Annotated in this window: 20 protein-coding genes; 3 read left to right on the forward strand and 17 right to left on the reverse strand. The window is 53.5% G+C overall.

Translation table 11 applies throughout. The features are described 5' to 3' along the window. Positions 1-7 precede the first annotated feature (7 nt). From ACFPMF_RS01140 to ACFPMF_RS01165, 6 genes are all read right to left on the reverse strand, one after another. Positions 8-880: a carbon-nitrogen hydrolase gene (locus tag ACFPMF_RS01140; RefSeq protein WP_379840588.1), complete on the reverse strand. Its 873-nt coding sequence runs from the start codon at positions 878-880 to the stop codon at positions 8-10. Between the two features lie 17 nt (positions 881-897). Further along, the gene (locus tag ACFPMF_RS01145) at positions 898-1,920 is read right to left on the reverse strand and encodes a glycosyltransferase family 9 protein (protein ID WP_379840589.1); all 1,023 of its coding nucleotides are present in this window, start codon (positions 1,918-1,920) and stop codon (positions 898-900) included. 28 nt (positions 1,921-1,948) lie between these two features. After that, positions 1,949-3,001 (reverse strand): DUF4249 domain-containing protein, encoded by a 1,053-nt coding sequence (locus tag ACFPMF_RS01150; RefSeq protein WP_379840590.1) that lies wholly within the window; start codon positions 2,999-3,001, stop codon positions 1,949-1,951. 11 nt (positions 3,002-3,012) lie between these two features. Beyond that, the gene (locus ACFPMF_RS01155) at positions 3,013-4,101 is read right to left on the reverse strand and encodes a DUF4249 domain-containing protein (protein ID WP_379840591.1); all 1,089 of its coding nucleotides are present in this window, start codon (positions 4,099-4,101) and stop codon (positions 3,013-3,015) included. Positions 4,102-4,116: 15 nt separating this feature from the next. Further along, positions 4,117-6,519, reverse strand: a complete 2,403-nt coding sequence (locus ACFPMF_RS01160; RefSeq protein WP_379842732.1) for a TonB-dependent receptor — start codon at positions 6,517-6,519, stop codon at positions 4,117-4,119. Positions 6,520-6,629: 110 nt separating this feature from the next. Next, the gene (locus ACFPMF_RS01165) at positions 6,630-8,327 is read right to left on the reverse strand and encodes a helix-hairpin-helix domain-containing protein (RefSeq protein ID WP_379840592.1); all 1,698 of its coding nucleotides are present in this window, start codon (positions 8,325-8,327) and stop codon (positions 6,630-6,632) included. Positions 8,328-8,470: 143 nt separating this feature from the next. Here ACFPMF_RS01165 and ACFPMF_RS01170 point away from each other — a divergent pair, with 143 nt between their 5' ends. Then, on the forward strand, positions 8,471-8,755 hold the full coding sequence (locus ACFPMF_RS01170; protein WP_379840593.1) for a 2TM domain-containing protein: 285 nt from the start codon (positions 8,471-8,473) through the stop codon (positions 8,753-8,755). A gap of 70 nt (positions 8,756-8,825) precedes the next feature. Here the strand turns inward: ACFPMF_RS01170 and ACFPMF_RS01175 are convergent, their stop codons facing one another. Beyond that, positions 8,826-9,620, reverse strand: a complete 795-nt coding sequence (locus ACFPMF_RS01175) for a thymidylate synthase (RefSeq protein WP_379840594.1) — start codon at positions 9,618-9,620, stop codon at positions 8,826-8,828. A gap of 136 nt (positions 9,621-9,756) precedes the next feature. After that, a complete protein-coding gene (locus tag ACFPMF_RS01180) occupies positions 9,757-10,182 on the reverse strand; it encodes an OsmC family protein (RefSeq protein ID WP_379840595.1) in 426 nt (141 codons plus the stop codon). 135 nt (positions 10,183-10,317) lie between these two features. On the opposite strand from ACFPMF_RS01180, the gene ACFPMF_RS01185 reads away from it, so the two are divergent. Continuing rightward, positions 10,318-10,653, forward strand: a complete 336-nt coding sequence (locus ACFPMF_RS01185; RefSeq protein WP_379840596.1) for a hypothetical protein — start codon at positions 10,318-10,320, stop codon at positions 10,651-10,653. Here the strand turns inward: ACFPMF_RS01185 and ACFPMF_RS01190 are convergent. From ACFPMF_RS01190 to ACFPMF_RS01230, 9 genes are all read right to left on the reverse strand, one after another. Further along, positions 10,650-11,219, reverse strand: a complete 570-nt coding sequence (locus ACFPMF_RS01190) for a precorrin-2 dehydrogenase/sirohydrochlorin ferrochelatase family protein (protein WP_379840597.1) — start codon at positions 11,217-11,219, stop codon at positions 10,650-10,652. The two genes, ACFPMF_RS01185 and ACFPMF_RS01190, sit on opposite strands and share 4 nt — an antisense overlap. 78 nt (positions 11,220-11,297) lie before the next feature. Then, positions 11,298-12,047, reverse strand: a complete 750-nt coding sequence (gene cobA / locus ACFPMF_RS01195; RefSeq protein WP_379840598.1) for a uroporphyrinogen-III C-methyltransferase — start codon at positions 12,045-12,047, stop codon at positions 11,298-11,300. Between the two features lie 105 nt (positions 12,048-12,152). Next, complete coding sequence (locus tag ACFPMF_RS01200; RefSeq protein ID WP_379840599.1) at positions 12,153-14,330, reverse strand: nitrite reductase; 2,178 nt, start codon at positions 14,328-14,330, stop codon at positions 12,153-12,155. A 287-nt stretch (positions 14,331-14,617) separates the two neighbouring features. After that, positions 14,618-15,871 (reverse strand): sulfate adenylyltransferase subunit 1, encoded by a 1,254-nt coding sequence (locus ACFPMF_RS01205; protein WP_379840600.1) that lies wholly within the window; start codon positions 15,869-15,871, stop codon positions 14,618-14,620. A gap of 86 nt (positions 15,872-15,957) precedes the next feature. After that, on the reverse strand, positions 15,958-16,869 hold the full coding sequence (gene cysD / locus ACFPMF_RS01210; protein ID WP_379840601.1) for a sulfate adenylyltransferase subunit CysD: 912 nt from the start codon (positions 16,867-16,869) through the stop codon (positions 15,958-15,960). A 95-nt stretch (positions 16,870-16,964) separates the two neighbouring features. Continuing rightward, a complete protein-coding gene (locus tag ACFPMF_RS01215; RefSeq protein ID WP_379840602.1) occupies positions 16,965-17,678 on the reverse strand; it encodes a phosphoadenylyl-sulfate reductase in 714 nt (237 codons plus the stop codon). A 51-nt stretch (positions 17,679-17,729) separates the two neighbouring features. Continuing rightward, positions 17,730-18,833, reverse strand: coding sequence for a Gfo/Idh/MocA family protein (locus tag ACFPMF_RS01220; RefSeq protein ID WP_379840603.1), 1,104 nt, complete (start codon positions 18,831-18,833; stop codon positions 17,730-17,732). 90 nt (positions 18,834-18,923) lie between these two features. Beyond that, a complete protein-coding gene (locus tag ACFPMF_RS01225; protein WP_379840604.1) occupies positions 18,924-20,117 on the reverse strand; it encodes a trans-sulfuration enzyme family protein in 1,194 nt (397 codons plus the stop codon). Between the two features lie 85 nt (positions 20,118-20,202). Next, on the reverse strand, positions 20,203-21,261 hold the full coding sequence (locus ACFPMF_RS01230) for a sulfite exporter TauE/SafE family protein (protein WP_379840605.1): 1,059 nt from the start codon (positions 21,259-21,261) through the stop codon (positions 20,203-20,205). Positions 21,262-21,679: 418 nt separating this feature from the next. Here ACFPMF_RS01230 and ACFPMF_RS01235 point away from each other — a divergent pair, with 418 nt between their 5' ends. After that, positions 21,680-22,402, forward strand: a complete 723-nt coding sequence (locus tag ACFPMF_RS01235; protein ID WP_379840606.1) for a hypothetical protein — start codon at positions 21,680-21,682, stop codon at positions 22,400-22,402. Positions 22,403-22,676 lie beyond the last annotated feature (274 nt).

Below are 22,676 nucleotides of genomic sequence, written 5' to 3' on the forward strand. Positions count from 1 at the left end.
CGATGGGTCATTCGTCTAAATACCGTTTCGTGATCGGCTGGTACGAGTCGATACGCCGGTCGCGGAAATAGGGCCAGGTGGTGCGGTATTTGTCGGTTAAGCCCAGGTCAACTTCCTGTACATGAACCGTTTCCTGATCGTGGGGGGCCAAATACAACAACGAACCGTGCGGGTTTGCTACGAACGAACCACCCCAAAACCGTTGACCGCCTTCCTGCCCGACCCGGTTGACCGACACCACGTGGACTCCGTTGGCAATGGCGTGACTGCGCTGAATGGTCTGCCACGCACTGTATTGTTCTTCATCCACTTTGGGGTCGGTTTCTTCCGTATCCCAGCCAATGGCCGTGGGGTAAAACAGAATTTCGGCACCCATTAAGGACGTAATCCGGGCCGCTTCCGGATACCATTGGTCCCAGCAGATAAGAACGCCGATTCGGGCGTATTTCGTATCGAAAACCTTGTAACCAAGGTCGCCGGGCGTGAAATAAAATTTCTCGTAATACCCGGGATCGTCGGGAATATGCATTTTCCGGTATTTGCCCAGATACGTACCATCGGCGTCCAGAACCGCCGTGGTGTTATGGTATAATCCCGCCGTTCGTTTTTCGAACAGCGACGCGATAATGACCGTTTGGGTTTCGCGGGCAATTTCGGCCAGTCGCTCGGTGGTCGGGCCGGGAATCGCTTCGGCCAGACTGAAATTGTGGTGGTCTTCCACATCACAGAAATACAGCGATCGGAACAACTCCTGCAAACAAACGATTTGAGCCCCTTTGGCGGCCGCTTCCCGAATACCGGCAATGGCTTTTTCGAGATTCGCATCCAGATCGGCCGAGCAGGACATCTGCACCAGGCCTATGTTTACTTTCTTTGACATCGGATTGTAAAATGGAATTAACGTTCGGGTCCCGTTCGCCGGGTCGACGGACCGGCTCCGCGCTTGAGCTCCTTCAGGTCGAAATCAAACGGCAGTTCGTTCATGCATTTGAAGTGGCCCAGCGGGCAGCGGTCGTAGCCAATTTTAGAACACGGACGGCACCGTAACGGTTTATTTTCGAGGGCAATAAATTGTGTTTTGTACGGATACATGCCCAGTTGGGGCGTGGTGCTCCCCCAGATCGAATAGACTTTTTTCTTCAACGCAGCCGCAATGTGCATCAGACCGGTGTCGTGGCTGAACACCAGAGCCGACTGTTGCAACAGCGAAGCCGACTGGTTCAGGTTGTATTTACCGCAGGCGTTGTAAATTAGGTGATCGCCCAGCGCCCGGCGAATTTCTTCCCCGGCTGCGGTGTCCTCTTTTCCGCCCAGCAGCACCACGGGGAAATTGATTTTGCGGCATAATTCAACCATTCGCGCCACGGGTAATTTTTTGGTATTGTGCTGACCTCCTATGGCGTATGCGACAAACCGCCGGCGATGGGTAGGAGGGAGCCATTCAGTTTCCACCATGTCTTTGTACGGAATGACGTAATCCAGGCCCTTGCCGTCGTTGACAACGCCGAATGGTTCAACGGTTTTCAGGTACCGATCCACAATGTGCAGGTCTGGCATCGACGGGAGCTTAAACCGCACGTACAACCACTTTTCCCAGTTCAGCTTGTCGAAACTCCGCGACGGCACGCCCAGCCGCAGTTTGATCAGCGTCGTGCGCAAGTTGTTGTGTAAATCGATGATATAATCGTAGCGTTCGGTCCGCAACTGGCGGATCAGGTCGTTCAGGTTGCCGTCCAGGTAGATGCCCTTGTCGATGTACGGATTGGATTCGACGAGGGTTTGAAAACCGCGTTTGGTGCAGAAATGGACCTCCGCCCCCGGAACCTGTTGTTTCAGGCAGCGCATAACGGGCGTCGTCAGCACGATATCGCCGATGGACGAAAACCGGATTAGCAGAAATTTGCCAGGAGTGGTGCGCATTTCGGGCAAAAATACAATAAAATCAGCACTACCACCAACGCGGTTGCTGCGTTGTCCGGATTAAACCGTTGGCGCAGGGAAAACAGGCGTCGGGCGGATTGTATTTAAAGATGGGCGCGGGAGGGAGTGTCGGCGGAACGGCCAAACCGCTGCGGTCAATCGAAATAGCCTGAACGGAAACACCCGCTGCGCCGAAATAGCCAAAAACCAATTCGTCGGGGTGACTCGTACACCGGATGTTCCCCCGCACGGCCGCCGGAGCGGCATCGAATAAACCGCCGGTGCCGGACGTCAGTTTGTGCACACTGTCGAAAAACCGGTACGCGCCCAGACTGATGGCCTGCTGTTCTACTTCGAGGTAATACCGGGCCGTCGACGAATACGGAACCCGGGTAATGAATTGCCCGCTGATCGTCTGCCCGTTGATGGCCGCATCGGACCGCACCGTCAGGCAGTTGGCACAACGGACGATGTCCCAGCAGGGCGAACAGCACGTCTGGGAATATATCGTGTCGGATCGGGAGGGGCGGTAGGTGTTGCATACGGAAATCGGGTTGTAATGGGTCCAGACCCACCGGTAATAATCGCCCGGCCCGGGCGCATCTTTGGTATCGACGTACACATCCCAGCCATTGGTCTCTTCGGTTTTGAGCCCATAGGGGTCGGCCCGAAACTGATAATACAGCTTCTGAACGGGTACGGCGGCTTTCAGCAACTCCAGATCCGATTCATACTGTTTGCCGGTTGAGGTCCGAATGGAAACTTGATAACGCCGGCCTACAACCCCCTGCATCCGGCTGGTCTGGTATTGCCCGGTTTCCGGTACTTCCTTCAGCGTTTCCTGATTCCCCCTATCATCCGAAATCGTTACGATAGCACCGGTGACCAGAAGATTTAACGCTTTGTAGGAATAATCGCTGGTTTGGGTCAGCTTGATTACATACGGCCCCGGCTGGTCGGTAATCATGCCTTCCACCACGAGTGCAGGACCAATGGACTGCGTGGTAGGCTGGTAAGGCGAGATGCAGGAACCGGTTCCCAGATTCAACAGCACGAAGAGAAAAAACAATCGAAACAGCATCGGGTTTGCGGTTATTGATCCCACCAGCGCGGTTTGTTCGGTGTTCGGTAACGGCTATTTTCGCAGGCGAGACAGGGCGCCAGGTTATCGAGTTGCACATTTTTTCCGTTGGGAAGGCCAACAGCCTCCTTCGAACGGTCTACTTTCAGAAACGTGGCACTCACCCCGGCGGCCCCGAAATAGCCGTAAACCGCTTCGTCGGGATGGCTGACACATTTCAGGTTGCCGCCAATCGTGGCCGGAGCCGCGTCGAACAAACCGCCGGTATTGCTGACGAGTTTTCTGACGCTGTTGAAAAACCGGAAGGCCCCTTCGCTGATGGCCTGTTGTTCCACTTCCAGGTAGTACATCCCGCGCGAGGTAAACGGCACACTCATGATGTACTGGCGGCTGATCGATTTTCCATTGATAGCCGCATCGGAACTGATGTTGATGCAGTTGCTGTAGCACTGGTTGATGTCCCAGCAGTCCGAACAACACGGAAGCCCGGTATAAAAACCGTCGGCATTCAGGCTGGGACTCAACCGACAGGCCGCCGTAAACTCGTAATTTTTCCAGATCCAGCGGTAGTAATCGCCGGGCGTTTCGGGGTCTTTGGTGTCGAGGTAGACCTCCCAGGTGTTGCGTTTGTCGTTTTCAAACGGAACCGGGTTGTACTGGTATTCGTAGGTTAGCCGGCTGATTGGCGGAGCGGCCTTCAGCCGTTCGGGTGTCGATTCATACTGCTTCCCATCGGCGGTTCGGATCGAAAGCTGGTAACTGCGGCCGGCCATGCCGTGCATGCTAAGGGCTTGGTAACTACCCGGATGGATTTCTGTCAGAACCTCCTGATTGCCCGCGTTATCCGCAAGGGTTACCGTAGCACCCTGAACGAGCAGGTTCAGACCCGTATAGGTGTAATCGGCCGTATACGTCAGGTTGACCACATACGGCCCCGGCTGGTCGGTAATCATGCCTTCCACTACCAGCGCCCGCCCAATCGATTGCGTTTCCGGCTGGTAGGGCGTCAGACAGGAGCTGACGAAACCGCATACCCACAAAATGCCGAGCTTCAACCGGAGCATCGATAAAACCGGGCCGCTGTTTTTTATCCGTTTCATGGGTGAGTAGCCGCGCTAGAACTTGAAATTGTAGGTGAGCGACGGGAACGCCGATCCAAAAACCGACAGTTTGTAGGCATCGTTCAGCGAGGCCGAATTCAGCTTGAAAAAGACGGAATAAGCGTTCTTCCGGGCGTACACGTTGTAAATCGAAAAGACCCAGCTTCGTTCATACCGCCGTTTTTTGGCGGGGTCCTGATTGAATTCGACCGAGAAATCCAGCCGGTGATAATCCGGAATCCGCTCCTGGTTGCGGTTGACATAGATCGGAACCAGGATGCCATTGATGCTGGCGCGGGCATACGGCTGCGTAACGGGCCGCCCCGTGCTGTACGTAAAATTGAAGGAAACGTTCGTGCGGTTGTTGGGCCGGAGCGTCGCCATGGCATTCACCGTATGCGGTTTATCAAAATTGGCCGGATATTCCTTCCCGTTGTTGACCCGTTCATCCGGAAACGCCCCGTTGATGGTGTAGAGCGACCGCGAATACGTGTAACTAACCCAGCCAATCAGGTGGCCTTTGTTTTTCCGAAGTTGCGTTTCCAGCCCGTACGCCCGGCCTTTCCCCTGGAGTAACTCGGTTTCCGGCATCGGGTTGAGCACTAACTCGGCCCCATCCTTGTAATCGATGGCGTTTTTCAGGCTTTTGTAATACACTTCCGCAGAGGCTTCAAGGGCATTTCCGTCGGTATTTTTGAAATAGCCAATCGACCACTGGTCGGCAATCACCGGTTTGGTAAACGAGTCGCTCAGTTTCCACCGGGAAATGGGCAGGGCAGCCGTGGTGTTCGTAATCTGGTGGATGTACTGCCGCATTCGGTTATACCCGGCTTTGATCGATTGGCCATCGCCGACGGTCAAGCGCAGGGCCAGCCGGGGCTCGATGCCACCGGCCTGGTGATAAATCTGCCCCCGGGAATACGTCGTTGCGGAAGACGTGGTCTCGGGGATACGGGGAGCACCTTCCTGGTAAACCGGAACGGTGGCCGGTCCCCGGTTCAGCAGTTGCGAGTAACGAATCCCGCCCAGAAGCGAAAGGACTTCGTTTACTTTCCATTCATCCTGCGCGTAAATGGCCAGTTCGTACGCCCGTTCGACCGGCAGGTTTTTGGACAAAACATTCGACAGGGAACCGGGAATAATCCGGTTGGGCTGGAGATAGTAATCGATCAGACTGATACCGCCCTGTAGCTGATGGTCATCCGTGGCGGCCAGGGTCAGATCGGCTTTAAGCTGGCGTTGGACAATTTCGGACGTCAGGCGGAAGGCATTGGCCGGGTCGGGAGCGGACGTTTCGGGGCGATACTGGCTGAAAACCGCCGTCGTCGCGAGGTTAAACCGGTCGTTGATGGAATAATTCCATTTCAGGGTGCCGTTGGTTGTCCGGTACTGGAAAATGGTAGACGATGCGTTGACTTCAACGGTCGAGAGCGAATCGGCAGCCAGTTTGAAATCGTCGTAACTGGTGTAGCCGGTAAACGTAACCGTATGCTGTTCATTGGGTTGAAACTTCAGTTTGGTCGTTATATCGAAGAAGTTGGCTTTGGTATCCCGAATGCTGCGGGGCATGAGTTTGAACAGAAAATCGTTGAACGACGCCCGCCCGGCTACCAGAAATGACACTTTTTTACTAAACAGCGGGCCTTCAATGCCCAGGCGGCTCGCCACCAGGCCAATCCCGCCATTGACCGTAATTTTTTCAACCGACGGTTCCTTGACCCGAATGTCCAGCACCGAAGCCGCCCGTCCACCAAAACTCGGGGCAATACCGCCCCGGTTGAGCGTTATGTCGCGGACAATATCCGGGTTAAAAACCGAGAAAAAACCCATCAGATGACTCGAATTGAAAATGGGGGCATCGTCCATCAGCACCAGGTTCTGGTCGGTACTCCCTCCGCGGACGTTGATTCCCGGTGACCCTTCGCCGACCGTGGTTACCCCCGGCAGCAACAGCAGACTCCGTATCACGTCTACCTCGCCCATCAACGCCGGAATCCGCCGGAGGGTTTTGATGGTCATCTGCGAAACGCCCAATTCCACTTTTTTGACGTTCCGATCCGGAGATTCGGACGTAACCGTTACTTCCTCAAGATCTTTCGAGTCGTCTTCTAAATAGACTTCCGCCAAAACCGTCCTGTTAACCGTAATGGTGTGCGTTTGTGGCCGAAAACCGAGGTGGGTAAACTTGACGTTGTACGTGCCGGTGGGCAGGGGAAGAATAAAAAAACCGTCACGGCCGGTGTAAACGCCCTGACGGTTTTCGGTGATAAAGACGGTAACGCCCTGAATGGGTTGTCGGGTGGCGGCATCCCGCACGTAGCCGGTTAGGGAATGATGGGACTTGTCGGTTTTTGGCTGGGCAGCGGCCCCAAACACAGAGAGCCAACTGCCCACCAGGGCGAAGTAGAAAAGTCGCATCAAGGCCAGGTCGTAATAATCGGTTTATAATTGTAAAGATCAATTATTGAATAGTAAATAACGAATAATTACGCCATTAAAATTCCATTTAAGGGTTGATCCGTACCAACCTAAAGCCGTTGTTTACGGCTTTGCAGATACGTTTCGATTTCGGGTAAACGCAGGGCGTTGAAGGTCATGTTTTTGGTCAAACCGCCTTTGCGGGCCACAGCTACTCCATAATTCATGTCGTGAAAACCGGCCATTTCGTGGGCATCCGGGTTGATGCTCAGCATAACACCCTGACTGACGGCGTACTGTACCCAGCGCCAGTCGAGGTCAAGGCGCCAGGGGCTGGCGTTAATTTCAATGACCACGCCATGCTGGGCGCAGGCATCGATGACAGCTTTGTAGTCGATGGGGTACCCCGCACGGGCCAGCAAAAGCCGACCCGTTGGGTGGCCCAGGATGGTGGTGTACGGATTCTGAATGGCCCGGATCAGCCGGGCGGTGGCTTTTTCGCTGTTCATGCTCAGGTTCGAATGAACCGAAGCCACCACATAATCGAACGTTGCCAGGATCTCGTCGCTGTAATCCAGCGAACCGTCGCCCAGGATATCGGATTCGATGCCCTTCAGAATTTTAAACGAACCGCCGAACTGCGCGTTCAACCGGTCAATTTCTTCGTGCTGCTGCTTGACCCGGTGTGGTTCCAGCCCGTTGGCATAGGCAGCCGCCTGGGAATGATCGGCGATTCCGAAGTACGAAAAGCCCAGTTCCCGGCAGTAGCCCGCCATTTGCTCGAGCGAATGCTTTCCGTCGGAATAGGTGCTGTGGTTGTGCAGGATGCCACGCAGGGCGTCCCAGGTCACCAGATCAGCCGGTTTATGGGTCTGCGACCAGGCAAATTCGAAGCTCCCTTCCCGCATTTCCGGCACGATGTAGGGCAAACCAGCTCGCTCATAAAGGGCTTCTTCCGGTTCGGCCGGGAAAGCCAGGCTGGTCTGGAGCAGCGTCCAGCCCGACGTTCCGGCCACCGCCAGGTGCTTTTCGGCCGCCGAATTCGTAAATAAATAGCGTTCGAATTCGTCAGCCGGTGCGGTAATAATCTCGATTTCGGCGTCATAGCCACTTGCCCGGCCCCGCCAGACGAAGGGCGACGATTCCATCTCGTTCTGTTCGAGGTACGACTGGGCATTCAGAAATTCGAAAGCGGCCACTGGATCGGGCGTACTGATAACAAACTGGACCGTATCCACTTCTTCGGCTTTCCGCCGAACCTGCCCGCTGATTGCCGCCCGGTTAAATTCCCGTTCAAATACTTCCAGTAACATATTGGCCAGCGCTTCGGCTTTGTCCATGCGGAGTTTACCGGTCTGGTTCTCCAGAAAAGCCAGGGAGTCGAGAATGGCCTGCTGCGTTTTTTCGCCGAACCCTTTGATTTTGGCAATTTCGCCCTTTTCGCACGCCAGCCGCAAATCGCGGAGGTTATCGATGCCGAGTTCACGCCAGAGGGTTCGGATTTTCTTGGCCCCAATGCCTTTGATCCGGAACATTTCCAGCACGCCCGCGGGGGTCTGGGCCAGCAGATCGTCGAGGTCCTGAAGCCTCCCGGTTTCGACAATCTGCAATACTTTTCCGGCTACGGATTTTCCGACGCCCGGTATTTTGATCAGGTCCGGGAGCGACAGGCGCGTCAGATCGTCGCTGATTTTGTCCAGATTGAACGCAGCCGCCTGAAACGTCCTGATTTTGAATGCATCGCCATCGTGGAGTTCCATTAGTTTGGCCGTCAACTCCAGAATATCAATAATTTCAGTATTGCTCATCGGCTTGATTTCGAAATATGTGTGTCTTTCGCGAAACGAAACCGGTTTCCAGCCGGTCCGCTTTAAAAGAAAGTTGGGTTAACCCATTGATTATGTACCGAATCTCACTAACTTAATTCCCCCAATAATCGTAGACCCTCTGCATGGACACTCGTGACCCCCATCTTTGGAAGCAGGCAAAAGCTCGTGCCGGTTTTAAAATGCATTTGCGGACCTATCTGTTTGTCAACGTTGTTCTCTGGCTGATCTGGCTGATTATCTCCCTGGTTTTTCAGGAAAAATGGGGGTATTACCCCTGGCCTATCTGGGCCACGCTGGGCTGGGGCATCGGCTTGATTTCCCATTACTTCAGCGTCTACCACGGTTTCAACGAAAAGAACCTGGCCGAACGGGAATACGAACGTCTCAAACGTACCCACGGACTTTAGGCCGTGTTTTTAGCAAGGCTACTTGAATTATAGGCAAACACGGCCTAAAGTCCGTGGGTACGCCAGGAGGTCAGACAGCTACCGGGGCTTTGATGGCCGGGTACGGATCGTAGTTTTCGAGTTTGAAATCGTCGTATTTAAAATCAAAAATTGACTTCACCGCCGGGTTCAACTGCATCACCGGCAACGGGCGGGGTTCGCGGGAAAGCTGGAGATTGACCTGTTCCAGATGGTTGAGATACAGGTGGGTGTCGCCACCCGTCCAGATGAATTCATGGGGTTCATACCCGCATTCCTGCGCCATCATCATCGTTAGGAGGGCATAGGAGGCAATGTTGAACGGAACCCCCAGAAAGACATCGGCACTGCGCTGGTACAACTGGCAGGAGAGCCGGTTTTCGGCGACATAGAACTGAAAAAGGGCGTGGCAGGGCGGCAAAGCCATGTTTGGAACATCGGCGGGGTTCCAGGCCGAAACAATCATCCGGCGCGAATCCGGGCGGTATTTTAACTGCTTTAACACATCCTGCAACTGATCGATCGTATGACCGTCGGGAGCGGCCCAACTGCGCCACTGTTTGCCATAGACCGGTCCTAACTCGCCATTCTCATCGGCCCATTCATCCCAGATCCGAACCCCGTGTTCGCTTAAGTACTGAATGTTGGTGTCGCCTTTGATAAACCACAACAATTCGTGAATAACCGACTTGAGGTGTACTTTCTTCGTCGTAACGAGCGGAAATCCTTCCTGTAAATCGAAACGCATCTGGTAGCCAAAAATACTGAGGGTGCCGGTGCCGGTCCGGTCCGTTTTTTGGGTACCGTTTGCCAGAATATGACGGAGTAAATCGTGGTATTGTTTCATACTGCCAAAATAAAGAAAGGCTTCCGAAACCGGAAGCCTTTCGTCAGAATAAAAGAAGGGAAGCGCGAGACCGGGGGGCAACGAATTGAAAAACAGAATGGTTTTTTGCCCAAGTCTAGTCGCGGTAGTCGGTTTCTCAGGCAACCGGTTTTTCGATCGTCAGGGAATACGTGATGCTGGCGGTCGGACGAAGCTGGGCCGTGGCCGAGCAGTACTTGTCCATCGACAGGTCAATGGCGCGCCGGGCCTTGTCTTCGTCCAGATTGCCTTTCAGGATATAGTGCAGGTGAATCGCGTGGAAAGGAGCGGGCGTGGCATCGGCCGGTCGCTGGCCTTCTACCGAAATCCGAAACTCCTCGATGACCTGGCGCTGTTTCTTCAAAATCAGAATCACGTCGATGGCGCTGCATCCGGCTAGACCCATCAGCAACATTTCCATCGGGCGTGCTCCGGCATTATGGCCACCAATGTCGACGGCACCATCGATGTGTATGGGAACGTTGGAAACCCCGACTGCTTCGAAATGGAAGGCATCATCGACCCGGTTCAACTCTACTTTCATGGTTTTTGTAGCCGGAGAAACGGGATTGGATTGCTCACTTAGCATGTTTTTTTCGTTATTGTAGTGGGCGGAAAATTCAAGATTGCTTGTTACTAACAAATTACGTAATTTCACTCGAATAAATTCCTGATAATCATGTCGGATAAGCTTTTTGATGTAAAAAATGACCGCCGACTCAGTGTCTATTTATACCGGGCCGGATTCGGTTTCTGGCTGCTGTATATCCTGATGGGCGCCCGGTTTATGCAGGAAGTAGCGGTGTACCGAACCGACTGTGCGGTTTTCTCTTTTTTCCTGATGGTCATCGCGTTATCGGCATCGATGTACTATGATTATCATCACCATCCGGTTGAATTCGAGCAGAAAAAGAAGTGGCTTATCATGATGTATCTGGTGCTGGCCGGCCTGATTTACTTCCTGATCCTGCGGAAAGAACCGCTTGATCTGTCTCATTTACTGCCTGCTTTTTAGGGCTTCATCACTTTGGTAATCTCGTTCAAGCGTTCCAGCTTTTCCTGAAAATTACCTTTCAGGCGGTTTCGGATTGTCTGGAGATTGTCCAGGGTTTCCTGCAACGAATCCGGTAGGATGTCTTCCAGTATTTCCCGAAACCGTTTGGCAAACGTAGGGGACTTACCGTTAGTCGAAATGGCAATTTTCAAATCGCCTTTCTTAACCACCGAACTCAGGTAAAAATCACACAAATCGGGGGTGTCCGCTACATTGACCAGGATCCGGCGGTTTTTGCAGTCGGCCCGAATCTGCGCGTTGATGGCTTTGTCGTTCGTAGCCACGATCACCAAGTCGTTGCCAGCTAAGTAATTGGGGTGATACGGGGCGTAGATCAGGTGCAGGTTGGTATGCTGTTCGGCCAGGGTGACCAGTTCGGCCCGAATGGCGGGTGACACCAGTGTAACCGGTGCATCGGGCGCGTTGGACAGTAAGGCCGTTACTTTCTCAAGTCCAACGTAGCCCCCGCCCACCACCAGCGTTTGCAGATTTTCAATCTTAACGAAAATGGGGAAAAGCGTATTCATGGCCGGAACGAACGAAGGGGCAGGAACGCGGATGAAAGGGATAGACGTTGAACAACCACTCGGTCCGGAGTGGTTACCTCAGTGGGTTGTGATGCTCTGTTGCAGGGCTGCCAACCGGGATTCGCGCAGCCGGGCCACCTCGCCAACCACGATGATCGCGGGCGAACTAATGCCGGTTTGGGCGACCAGATCCACCACGGTTGAAACCGTGCCGGTTACGACTTGCTCATCCGCCAGCGAACCGTTCTGGATAATGGCCACCGGCAGGTCATCCTTTCCGTTTGCACCAAAAACCGCCATGATTTCGGCCAGTTTGTGCATGCCCATCAAAACCACCACCGTGGCCGTCGATTGAGCCGCCAGATGTAAATCCTGCGAGAGCTGCCCGGTTTTGGTGGTGCCGGTGACCACCCAGAAACTTTCGCTAAGCCCGCGGGTCGTCAACGGGATGCCCGCCAGCGCTGGAACGGCGTAACTGCTTGACAGGCCGGGAATTACTTCAATATCGATGCCGTGTTGCCGGGCGTATTCCAATTCCTCGTAACCGCGCCCGAACACGAAGGAGTCTCCGCCTTTCAACCGAACCACATTGCCATATTGCCGGGCGTAATGCACAATCAGGGGGTTGATTTCTTCCTGCGTGCAGGAGTATTCATTCAACCGTTTGCCCACGTAAACTTTGAGGGCACCCGGTTTGCAGTATTCCAGTAAATCGGGGTGAACCAGCGCATCGTACATGACCACATCGGCCTGCTGCAATGCTTTCACGCCCTTGAGGGTAATCAAATCCGGATCGCCGGGACCCGCACCTACCAACGTTAATTTCATGAAAAATAAGTTAGGAATTAGGCGGTACGAGTTCAGAAGGATGAGTTTTTCAGCGTGTGTCAACCAACTCATCCTTCTGAACTCGTACCGCCTAATTCATCCTTCTTAACTATCTTTTGCAATGGCTAATTCCTGCAATTCAGGCAAACCATCCTGTTCGATCTGCCGCTCGCGGTACGCTTTCACCTTCTCGATGAACGATTCGGCTTTCGCCTTGAATTCCAGCGCAAAAGCTTCGGTTGGCTCGTTTTTATTGATACTGAAAACGAGGGCTTTAAAATCGCCTTCCTGGTCATGGAAACCTTCTTCACCAAGAAAGTTCTTGTCGAAATCGCTGACAATACCGTGCTGGGTGTTGGTATTGATGTCTTTCGTCATCAAACTGCCTTTGGCTCCCGTTATAAAGACGTTGTACGTGTGATAAATGGCGTCGGCCCAGCGGTTTTCGGCCAGGGCTTCCTGGGCCCAGCTTAGCTTTTCGGCCGCTTCGGTAAGGGTCGTAGCCACCAGGTCAATCATGACACTGGCACATTCGCCGATCCCGATTTCCGTGACGAACTGTTCCGTATGATCCCAGTCGGTATAGTCAGCCTGCGACAGGGTTTTCAGATCGGCCAGCGGTTTGAGCATCGAGTAGAAATAATTCTTGCCTTGCCGCGCATAGTAATCGCTATAGTATTCACCGTCGAACGCGTTGGCTTCGTAATCACGCAGCAACAGACGCAGGGCATCCGGGCCGCGCTTGGTCGGCACTTTTACAACCTTATCGCCGAACAGCCCTTCCCCTTTGCCGTTAAAACCACCCCCGAGCAGCACCTGCAGGGCCGGAATGACGTAAGCGCCATTTTTAACCGAACTGCTGTGGAAGCCAATATTGGCCACCGAGTGCTGGCCGCACCCGTTCATACAACCCGAAATCTTGATTTTGATATCGTCGTTGTAAATCAGGTCGGGAAACTCGGTTTTCATCATTTTTTCGAGCACCCGCGTAATGCCGTAACTGCTTGAAATAGCGAGGTTACAGGTGTCAGTACCGGGGCAGGTGGTAATATCGGCGGTCGAATCAAAACCGGGGTCAGCCAAGCCCAGTGCGTGCAAGCCTGCATACAGGGCGGGCAGGTTTTCCGGTTTTACAAACCGCAGCAAATACCCCTGATTCACGGTTACCCGGATGTCATCGCCGGCGTACTGTTTCACGAGCGAAGCCAGGGCCCGGGCTTTATCGGAAGGCATATCACCCAGTAAAATCCGCAACTGAACCGCATACCAGCCTTTTTGTTTTTGCTCAAATACATTGGTTTTCAGCCAGGCCTGAAACTGCGGATCGGCATTTTCCTGAATGAGCTGACCAGAAGTTACAAGTCCGTTTTCAGTCGGGGCGAATTTCAAATCCGCAGCCAGTGACTCGGCGGTACCGCGTATTTGGGTATTGATCCGGTAGGTTTTGTTTTTTAACGCCAGTCGTTCCTCTTCCACCCGGCGCAGGAATTCTTCCAGACCGATGTCCTGCAACAGGAATTTCATCCGGGCTTTGTGCCGACGCGTCCGTTCGCCGTAGCGGTCGAATACGCGGATACAGCCTTCGATGAACGGAATGACTTTCTCTTCTTCCAGAAATTCGTAGGCGGTTTCGGCCATGTAGGGCTGGGCGCCCAGCCCGCCCCCGATCATCACCTTAAAACCGCGTTGCCCTTCTTCGTTCAGCCGGGGAACGAGGCCAACATCGTGCATATAGCCGTAGGCGTTATCCTTTTCGCTCGAAGACAGGGCAATTTTGAATTTCCGACCCATCTCCTGGCAAATGGGGTTGCGAAGGAGATAGTCAAAAATGCTGTACGCATAGGGGGTAATGTCAAACGGTTCGTCGGGGTCAATCCCGGCTTTGGCCGAACCCGTTACGTTCCGGACGGTATTGCCGCAGGCTTCGCGCAGGGTGATTCTGGCATCTTCCAGATCGGCCCAGAGCTGGGGCGTATCGGCCAGCTTGACAAAGTGCAACTGGATATCCTGACGCGTGGTTGCGTGCAGATTGCCGGTAGCGTATTTATCGGAAATGTCGGCAATACGAATCAGCTGGTCGGCAGTAATGCGCCCGTACGGTAACTTGATCCGGATCATTTGCACGCCGGGTTGACGTTGGCCGTAGACTCCGCGTGACAGCCGAAATTTTCGGAAATGCTCCTCCGTCATTTCGCCCTCGGCAAACACGCCGATTTTTTTCTCGAGGTTGAGAATGTCGCGTTTGACCAGGGGACTGACGTTATCGGTGAATTGAACGGGCATGATGTATTGCTTTAGTGAGATAGTCGATAGAATTAAGAGACTACTAGTTGGAACAAAAGGCCGGTTTGGCTCCCGGCATGTTCAACTATGGTTTACATACAAATGTACGGCATTCTGAGTTCCTCACCGGAATTGGCCAGACCTACTTTTTATTATTGATCATAACTTTTGGTTATGCCGCAGGTGCGCCTGGTAGGCCTTAAATCCGGTAACGCGGTTGAGTTGACTTAAAGCAAAAACGGAGCCGCTCTTTTAGCAGGGCTCCGTTTCTGAAAAGGTTGGTCTGATTATTCGGCTTCGCCCTGCAGCATCAGTGCCCCTACGGTTACATTCGAGGTTTCATCGATGAGAATGGCACCGCCATTGACCCGGTTTGATCCGTACGGATCGAAGCTGACCGGTTTGGCGGTTTTCAGCACGATTTTGGCAATATCATTCAGTTTCAGGCTGTCCACCCCGGTAGTTTCCTCGTAGGTATTGACATTCAACTGGTACACAATTTCACGAACAGCGCAACGCGTGCGGAACGTGCCGTGTTGCAGGGTGTATTTACTGCCGACCTGGAGGGCCTTGGTATCCATCCAGCACAACATTGCTTCAAGGTTTTGGGAGACGATGGGCTGGTTGTCGGACTTGACGATCAGGTTTCCCCGGCTGATATCGACATCATCGGCCAGGTGTAATACCACCGACATGGGTGCAAACGCTTCGTCGTAGTGCGCTTCGGCAATTTCAATGGCATCGATGGTCGAGGTTTCTCCGGTGGGCAATACCGTTACGGCGTCGCCTTTGCGGAAAATGCCGCTGGTAATTTTTCCGGCATATCCCCGGTAGTCGTGCAATTCGGCGGTTTGGGGCCGAATGACATACTGAACGGGGAAACGGGCATCGGTGAGGTTCTCATCCTGATCCAGGACAACGGTTTCGAGATGGCTGAGCAACGGTTCGCCTTCGTACCAGGGCATCTGGGCTGATTTCTCAACCACATTATCTCCGTTGAGGGCGCTCAGCGGGATATAGGTCACTTCGCCAAAATTGAGCTTTTGCGCCAGTTCGTTGTAATGGATGCAGATGTTGGAAAAGACGTCCTGTGAATAATCCACCAAATCCATTTTGTTGACAGCCACAACAATGTGCGGAATGCCCAGCAGCGAAGCAATCAGCGAATGCCGGCGAGTCTGCTCCACCACCCCGTGACGGGCATCGACCAGCACCACCGCCAGCTGGCAGTTGGAAGCCCCCGTCACCATGTTGCGGGTATACTGAATGTGGCCCGGCGCATCGACAATGATGAATTTGCGTTTGGGCGTCTGGAAATACCGGTACGCTACGTCAATGGTAATGCCCTGTTCGCGTTCGGAGCGCAAACCGTCGGTCAGCAGTGCCAGGTCGATTTCGCCCTCATCCCGGCTTTTGCTGGCCCGTTCGATGGCTTCGAGCTGGTCGGCCAGAATGGATTTGGAATCGTATAGCAAGCGGCCAATCAACGTACTTTTGCCGTCATCGACGCTACCCGCGGTAATAAATCTAAGTAAGTCCACTTGTAAGAATGAAGAGTTAAGAATGAGGAATTATGAGCTAGGAATGGAAAGAAGAAACTCTTCATTCTTAACTCATAACTCGTACCTTAAAAATACCCGCCCTTTTTCCGATCTTCCATGGCGGCTTCCGACACCTGGTCGTCGATCCGGGTTTCGCCCCGTTCGCTGATGCGCGTGGCCTGAATCTCGGCGATGGCGGCTTCCAGCGTGTCGGCTTCCGATTCGACGGCGGCCGTGCAGGAAATGTCGCCCACCGTCCGGAAGCGGACTTTCCGCGTGACGATCTGATCGGCCTCTTCCCGCTGAATCACCCCTTTGGCGGTTGCCAGCAGTTTGCCGTCGCGCAGAATCAGTTCGCGCTCGTGGGCAAAATAGATGCTCGGCAGGGCGATGTTTTCGCGTTTGATGTAATTCCAGACGTCGAGTTCGGTCCAGTTCGAAATCGGGAACACCCGGACGTTTTCACCCTTGTGAATTTTTCCGTTATAGATGTTCCAGAGTTCGGGTCGTTGCAGTTTCGGGTCCCAGGAGCCAAACTCGTCGCGTACCGAAAACACCCGTTCTTTGGCGCGGGCTTTTTCTTCGTCGCGCCGGGCGCCACCGATGCAGGCATCGAACTCAAATTCTTCGATTGTGTCGAGCAGGGTGAAAGTCTGCAAGGCATTCCGGCTGGCGTTCCGGCCGGTCGGTTCTTTCAGTTTTTTCTCCCGAATGGTGTCCTCCACGTAGCGAACGATCAGTTTTTCGCCCAGGCTTTCGGCCAGCCAGTCGCGGAAATCGAGCGCTTCCTGAAAGTTATGCCCGGTATCAATGTGCACCAGCGGAAACGGAAATTTGCCGGGCCGGAAGGCTTTGCGGGCCAGATGCACTAACGTAATGGAATCTTTCCCACCCGAAAACAACAGGGCCGGTCGTTCGAACTGCCCGGCGACTTCGCGCATGATGTGAATCGCTTCCGATTCGAGCTGGTCTAAATAGTCAAGTTTGTAAGTACTCATATAGCAATCTCTGTTTCCCTCTGATGTTCCCTGATTAACTCTGATTAATAGCTATTACACAGAGTTAATCAGAGAGCATCAGAGGTGATCAGGGTTTATTTGGCGTGTAATCCACATTCTTTTTTCGAATTATCTTCCCACCACCAGCGACCGGCCCGGAAGTCTTCGCCTTCCTGAATGGCACGGGTGCAGGGCTGGCAGCCGATCGACACAAAACCGCGGTCGTGGAGCGGGTTGTAGGGGACGTTATGCTGGCGCACGTAGGCCTTCACTTCCCCGAACGTCCAGTTCATCAGCGGATGAAATTTGATCAGGTTATGGACCTCATCGGCTTCCAGTTGCGTCATCGTCTGGCGGTTTTGCGACTGTTCGGCCCGAATCCCGGTGATCCAGATTTTGTTGCCCGCCAGGGCCCGGTTCAGCGGTTCCACTTTCCGGATAAAGCAACATTCCTTCCGGTTTTCGATCGACTCGTAAAAGCTGAACGGTCCTTTTTCATTCAGCATTTTTTCGAGCGGCTCACCTTTGGGGTAATACGCTTCAATTTTGGTGTCGTAGCGGCTGTTGGTTTTCTGCCAGACCTGGTACGTTTCGCCAAACATCCGGCCCGTATCCAGCGAAAAAATCCGGATCGGAATGTTGTTGGCCAGAATCATGTCCGTAATTACCTGGTCTTCGTAGCCGAAGCTGGATGAAAAAACGATCTGGCCCGGAAACAACTCGGCCAGCGTCCGCAGGCTTTCTACTTCGGTCTTCCCCGCCAGTAGCTCCGTCAGGCTTTCAATGGTATAAGAAGGTTCTGCTATCATTGGGTATTCACGGCCGTCCGTCCGTGCTATTTATCGTGCTCTAGTCGTATGCTATTTCAGGGCAATGGGTTTGCCTCCTTCTTTGGCCGATCGACGGGCCGCATCCAGAATCTCCATGACCACCATATTTACTTGCAGGGATGACAAATCATCCACCGATTTAGTTTCACCGCGCACCACCTGCGCCAGGTAATCGAACGGATCAGAAACCGGTGCGTCGGTTTTGGCGGCTTCGGTCGTCTGTTCCGTTTTGTCGTCTTTCAGCCGCATCCGCATCCGGGTGCCGTCCAGCGTGAAGACGTAGCCGGTTTCGCCGTACACTTCCATGTCCTTGCGGCTGAACGGCCAGTTCCACGACGGTTGGATCACGACCTGTGTTTTGGGATACACCAGCACAATCGTCGCATCGTCGTCGACCTTGGGATACGTATCCGGTTTGATCTGGAGCGTAAAGGCACTCACCGACGTTGGGCGCTGGCCTTTCAACAGCCAGGTGGCCAGATTGGCTCCGTAACAGCCAAAATCAAACAGGGCGCCGGCACCATTGGTCACCGGGTCAGTCAGCCAGGCAACAAACTCTTTGTTCATCCGGCTCGGCCCGTCGTGGCCATCGTGCACCACAATCCGTCGAATCGGGCCGATCGCACCGTCTTTAACGGCCATCTGGTAGGCTTTATGGTTGCTGCCGTACCAGGTCGTTTCGTAATTGGTCAACAAATGGATGTTGTGCTTTTTAGCCAGGGCTTCCATTTGTTTGGCCTGGTCGAAGCTCACGGCCAGCGGTTTTTCCACCATGACGTGAATGCCACGCGGGGCGCAAACTTTAACCACCTCCAGGTGCCGACTGATCTCGTTGAACGCGGTCACGGCGTCCGGCCTGGTCTTATCCAGCATTTCCTCGATCGTCGGATACACCAGACTCATGGGCAGGCCGTACCGCTTCATGTAGCGTTCAGCCACTTCGCGGTTGGGTTCGGCAATGCCAACAACCTGGATATCGGGGTCGCCGGTTTTTTGGGCCCGGTTCAGAATCCAGCCGACGTGGGAGTGTACCAGTCCCACCACCCCGATGCGAACCGGTTTTTTAGCCGTTTGGGCGTTATTTTCGGAGCTAAAAGCCAGCACAAGGACGAATAAAAGGAACGTGATTCGCATGGGAAAGTCAAAGGGGTTTAGGCGATCAATCGGTCAATGAAGGTACACATTGTTACGCTGAATTAATAGCCCGTATCCTGACGGTGACACTTAATGGGCGGCCGACTGCACGGCTTCGGCCGATTTGGTCAGGGCCTGGGTAAAATCCGCCACCAGATCGTCGCCATCTTCCAGCCCGACCGACACCCGGATCAGCCCTTCGGTGATTCCTAAAACCGCTTTTTCGTCGGGCTTTAATTTGGAGTGGGTCGTCGTATACGGATTCGTTACAATCGTGCGCGTATCCCCTAAGTTAGAAGAAAGCGACGCGATTTTCAAGGATTCGAACAGCGCCTTCACCCGCTCAAAACCGCCTTCGATTTCAAACGTGACGATGGCGCCCCCCGCCGACATCTGACGCCGGGCCAGGTCGTGCTGGGGGTGGGAGGGAAGGAACGGGTATTTCACGTGCTGCACGTCCGGGTGAGCCTCCAGGGCCTGCGCCAGTTTCAGCGCATTTGCGCAGTGACGCTCCATGCGGAGTTCGAGCGTTTCCAGGCTCTTCGACAGCGTCCAGGCGTTGAACGGCGACATCGAAGGGCCGGTATGCCGCGCAAAAAACCGGATCGGTGCCATCAGCTCTTCCGAACCGACCAACACTCCGCCCAGCACGCGACCCTGTCCGTCCATGTATTTTGTGGCCGAATGTACCGACAGATCGGCTCCCAGATCGAGCGGAGTTTGCAGGATGGGGGTGGCAAAACAGTTATCGACATTCAGGATAAAACCGTATTTCTGCTTCAGGCGGGCCAGCATCTCCAGATCCACCAGTTCCAGCCCCGGATTCGACGGCGTTTCCAGGTACACCATTTTGGTGTTGGGCTGCATGGCCGCTTCCCACTCGGCTTCCGTGGCACTCGCGTCCACGTACGTATAGGTAATGCCCCATTTCACCAGAATCTGGGAGATGATCTGGTGGGCCGATCCAAACAGGGCCCGGCAGGCCACCAGGTGATCGCCCGACTGCAACAGACCGGCCATACTGGCAAAAACCGCAGCCATCCCCGTTGCCGTGGCAATCCCGGCTTCGGCATTTTCCAGCATGCATACTTTCTCGACAAACTCCGATACGTTCGGATTCGAGAAGCGCGAATAAATATTCCCCTCTTCCGATTCTTCAAACAGAGCTTTTCCCTGTTCGGCACTCTCAAACGTAAAACTGGAGGTTAAAAACAAAGGCGTCGAATGTTCGCGGTACTGCGACTTCTTCGTCTGGATACGGATGGCTTTTGTTTGTTTTTTCATGAATGAGAAGCTGGACAAGAGAGAATAGACAAGAGAAAATAGACGGAGGAATTAGGCTCTTGTCTTTTGTCTTACCTCTTTTGTCTCATAATACGACCGACAATATATTTCGCAAACTTACAATTATTACCACTACGCCGACCATGATCATCATGGCTTTTATTGGCAAACGGGTTGATAACAGGGCGGCAATGGGGGCCGCAATCATACCGCCCAGAATCAGGCCGACAATGATTTGCCAGTGTGTCAGACCGATCAGCGTCACGAACGTGAGGGAGCTGGACAGGGAAATGAAAAATTCGGCCAGGTTGACCGACCCGATGGTATACCGTGGATGGCGTCCACTGGCAATGAGGGTCGAGGAGACAATCGGGCCCCAGCCTCCGCCCCCGATAGCGTCCATCGTCCCACCAAACCAGGCCAGCAGGCCAATCTTCTTGATCGGTTTTTTCTTGGTGCGTTTGGCCAGTGCTTTTTTAAGAATCAGGACGCCCAGCACCGCGGTATAAACCGCTACGGCCGGTTTGATATAGACGGAATACTGTTCCAGCGACACCAGAACGTAGGCCCCCAGACAGGCACCAATGACCCCCGGAATCAGAACCGCTTTGAAGAGTTTGCTGTTGACGTTGCCAAACCGCAAATGCATATACCCCGAAACCCCGCTCGTAAAAATTTCCGAACTGTGAACACTGGCACTGACGGCCGCCGGACTAACTCCGACGGTCAGCAGGAGGGTGGAAGCGGTCACGCCGTACGCCATGCCCAGGGCACCGTCGATCATCTGGGCGACAAAACCGCCCGCCAGGTAATACCAGAAATCGTTGTTGAGTTCCAGCGAGTTCATGACCAGCGTTACCCGGTCGAGCGTCAGGTAGCTGAACAGTAAATGCCCGACAATCATCAGCGCTAGGGCCGAGAAAATATAAATGACGATTTCCGTGCGGTTGCGCCGGCGTAAGAGGATCGACCGGGCGGGAGAACTGGGAGCCAGGTCGACTTCGGAGTCGGGAAAAACCGTTTGCAGAATTTTAACCTGCTCGGCCGCTGATTCGCCCTGCACCGTTATCTTGAGTCCATTTAAGTTCAGTCCGACCGGGGAAGTAGCCTCGGAAGAAGAGTCGGATGCTGAGACAGGTTGCATAACTGATTAAGTATATATAGTTAGTGGAGAAAAGCCCTTATGAAAAACGGCATTTTGATGGTGCCGTGCTTTTCAGGGAAAGAAAGTGCAAAGGTGGGCAAACTATTGTATTAAAGCAAGAATCAGGCTGATAAAGCGGGTGCTTTTTATAGATAAAATCGACACGGAAATGCAACATTCGCCAGACACCATCCATCTTTGGAATAATTCATCAGCCGTGCTTCGATTGAGTCCGCAAAAATGTCCGTTCCGGGACGCTGATGTCCACTAATGGACGATGCCGTTCTGACCTGAACTAGAAAATCCGGTTTTTAAGCAGATTTAAACAGTATCAATGTTCTGGCAGACTATTTGGTCTGCAAATATTGAGATAATAACAAGTGATACACTCTTTTCAGTAAACAACAAGCACAATCCCATGAAAACCGTATCCCCATTCACCCAGGGCAGATTCTGTTTTATGCTCTTTGCCGGCCTGCTCCTGGCCGGTTTTTCGGCCCACTCGCAACCGGACTATTACACGAAAACCGACTCCAGCCAGGCCTACTGGAAGGTCCAGACTGACTTCACCAGCCAGCAGACCGTCATCCGGTTTTTTAACCGCCACCGCGAACCCATTTACCAGGAAACCCTGGCAGGCCGGTACGTTAAACTCACCGACCGGAACATCCGCCTGTTCGACGAGATGCTGCACCGGTTACTGACCAATCAGTTGCTTTCGGCAGAAGTCAGGAGTCACGATCTGCTCGCTTCCGGTTCTGTATTGCCCTATTACGTCGCGTCGGCTCCTCTTTCAACACCGGTAACGCCGGTAGCTACCTCGTACATCAGGACATCGACGAAGGAATCGTTCGAAACTAATCCGCTGCGCTCGGATGTCGGCATCAGCAATACCGGGAAACTCCGGCTTCTGGTGATGAATCTGCTGGAAAAACCGGTGCTGGTTACGTTGATAGACGATGCTGGGCGCCATATTTTCAAGGAGAAAGAGACGCAACTGTCGTACAACCGGACGCTGAATCTGACCCAGTTGCCAGCGGGAAAATTTCGGCTGGATATAAGTGGCTCGCAGCGGGATTACGCCTACCGGGTGATTATCGGCGAGAATCCCCGGACCTACGAAATTCGGGCCATTCGATGACTCATTGCCATCGGATTCAAACGATTGGAAAGCCGCCAGCCGGTTTTTGTCACATTGTTAAGGCTATTCGTCAAGTAAGTTTATCAATCCGAGCGGAATTACGCTGTTTTGGGAAGGAAACAAACGAAACCGCTGAACGGTAAACTATTCGCCGGACCGAGGAAGGGTACGGAAGCGGACAACTGATGTACGGTCCCGGACAGTGAATTTGCTCAGAAACTACCCGGAGTCGCTCAGAACGTCCTTTCTGATTTCTGGCAGCGGATTTGGTCGG

The sequence above is a fragment of the Larkinella bovis genome (assembly GCF_042655385.1).
Lineage (GTDB): Bacteria > Bacteroidota > Bacteroidia > Cytophagales > Spirosomataceae > Larkinella > Larkinella bovis.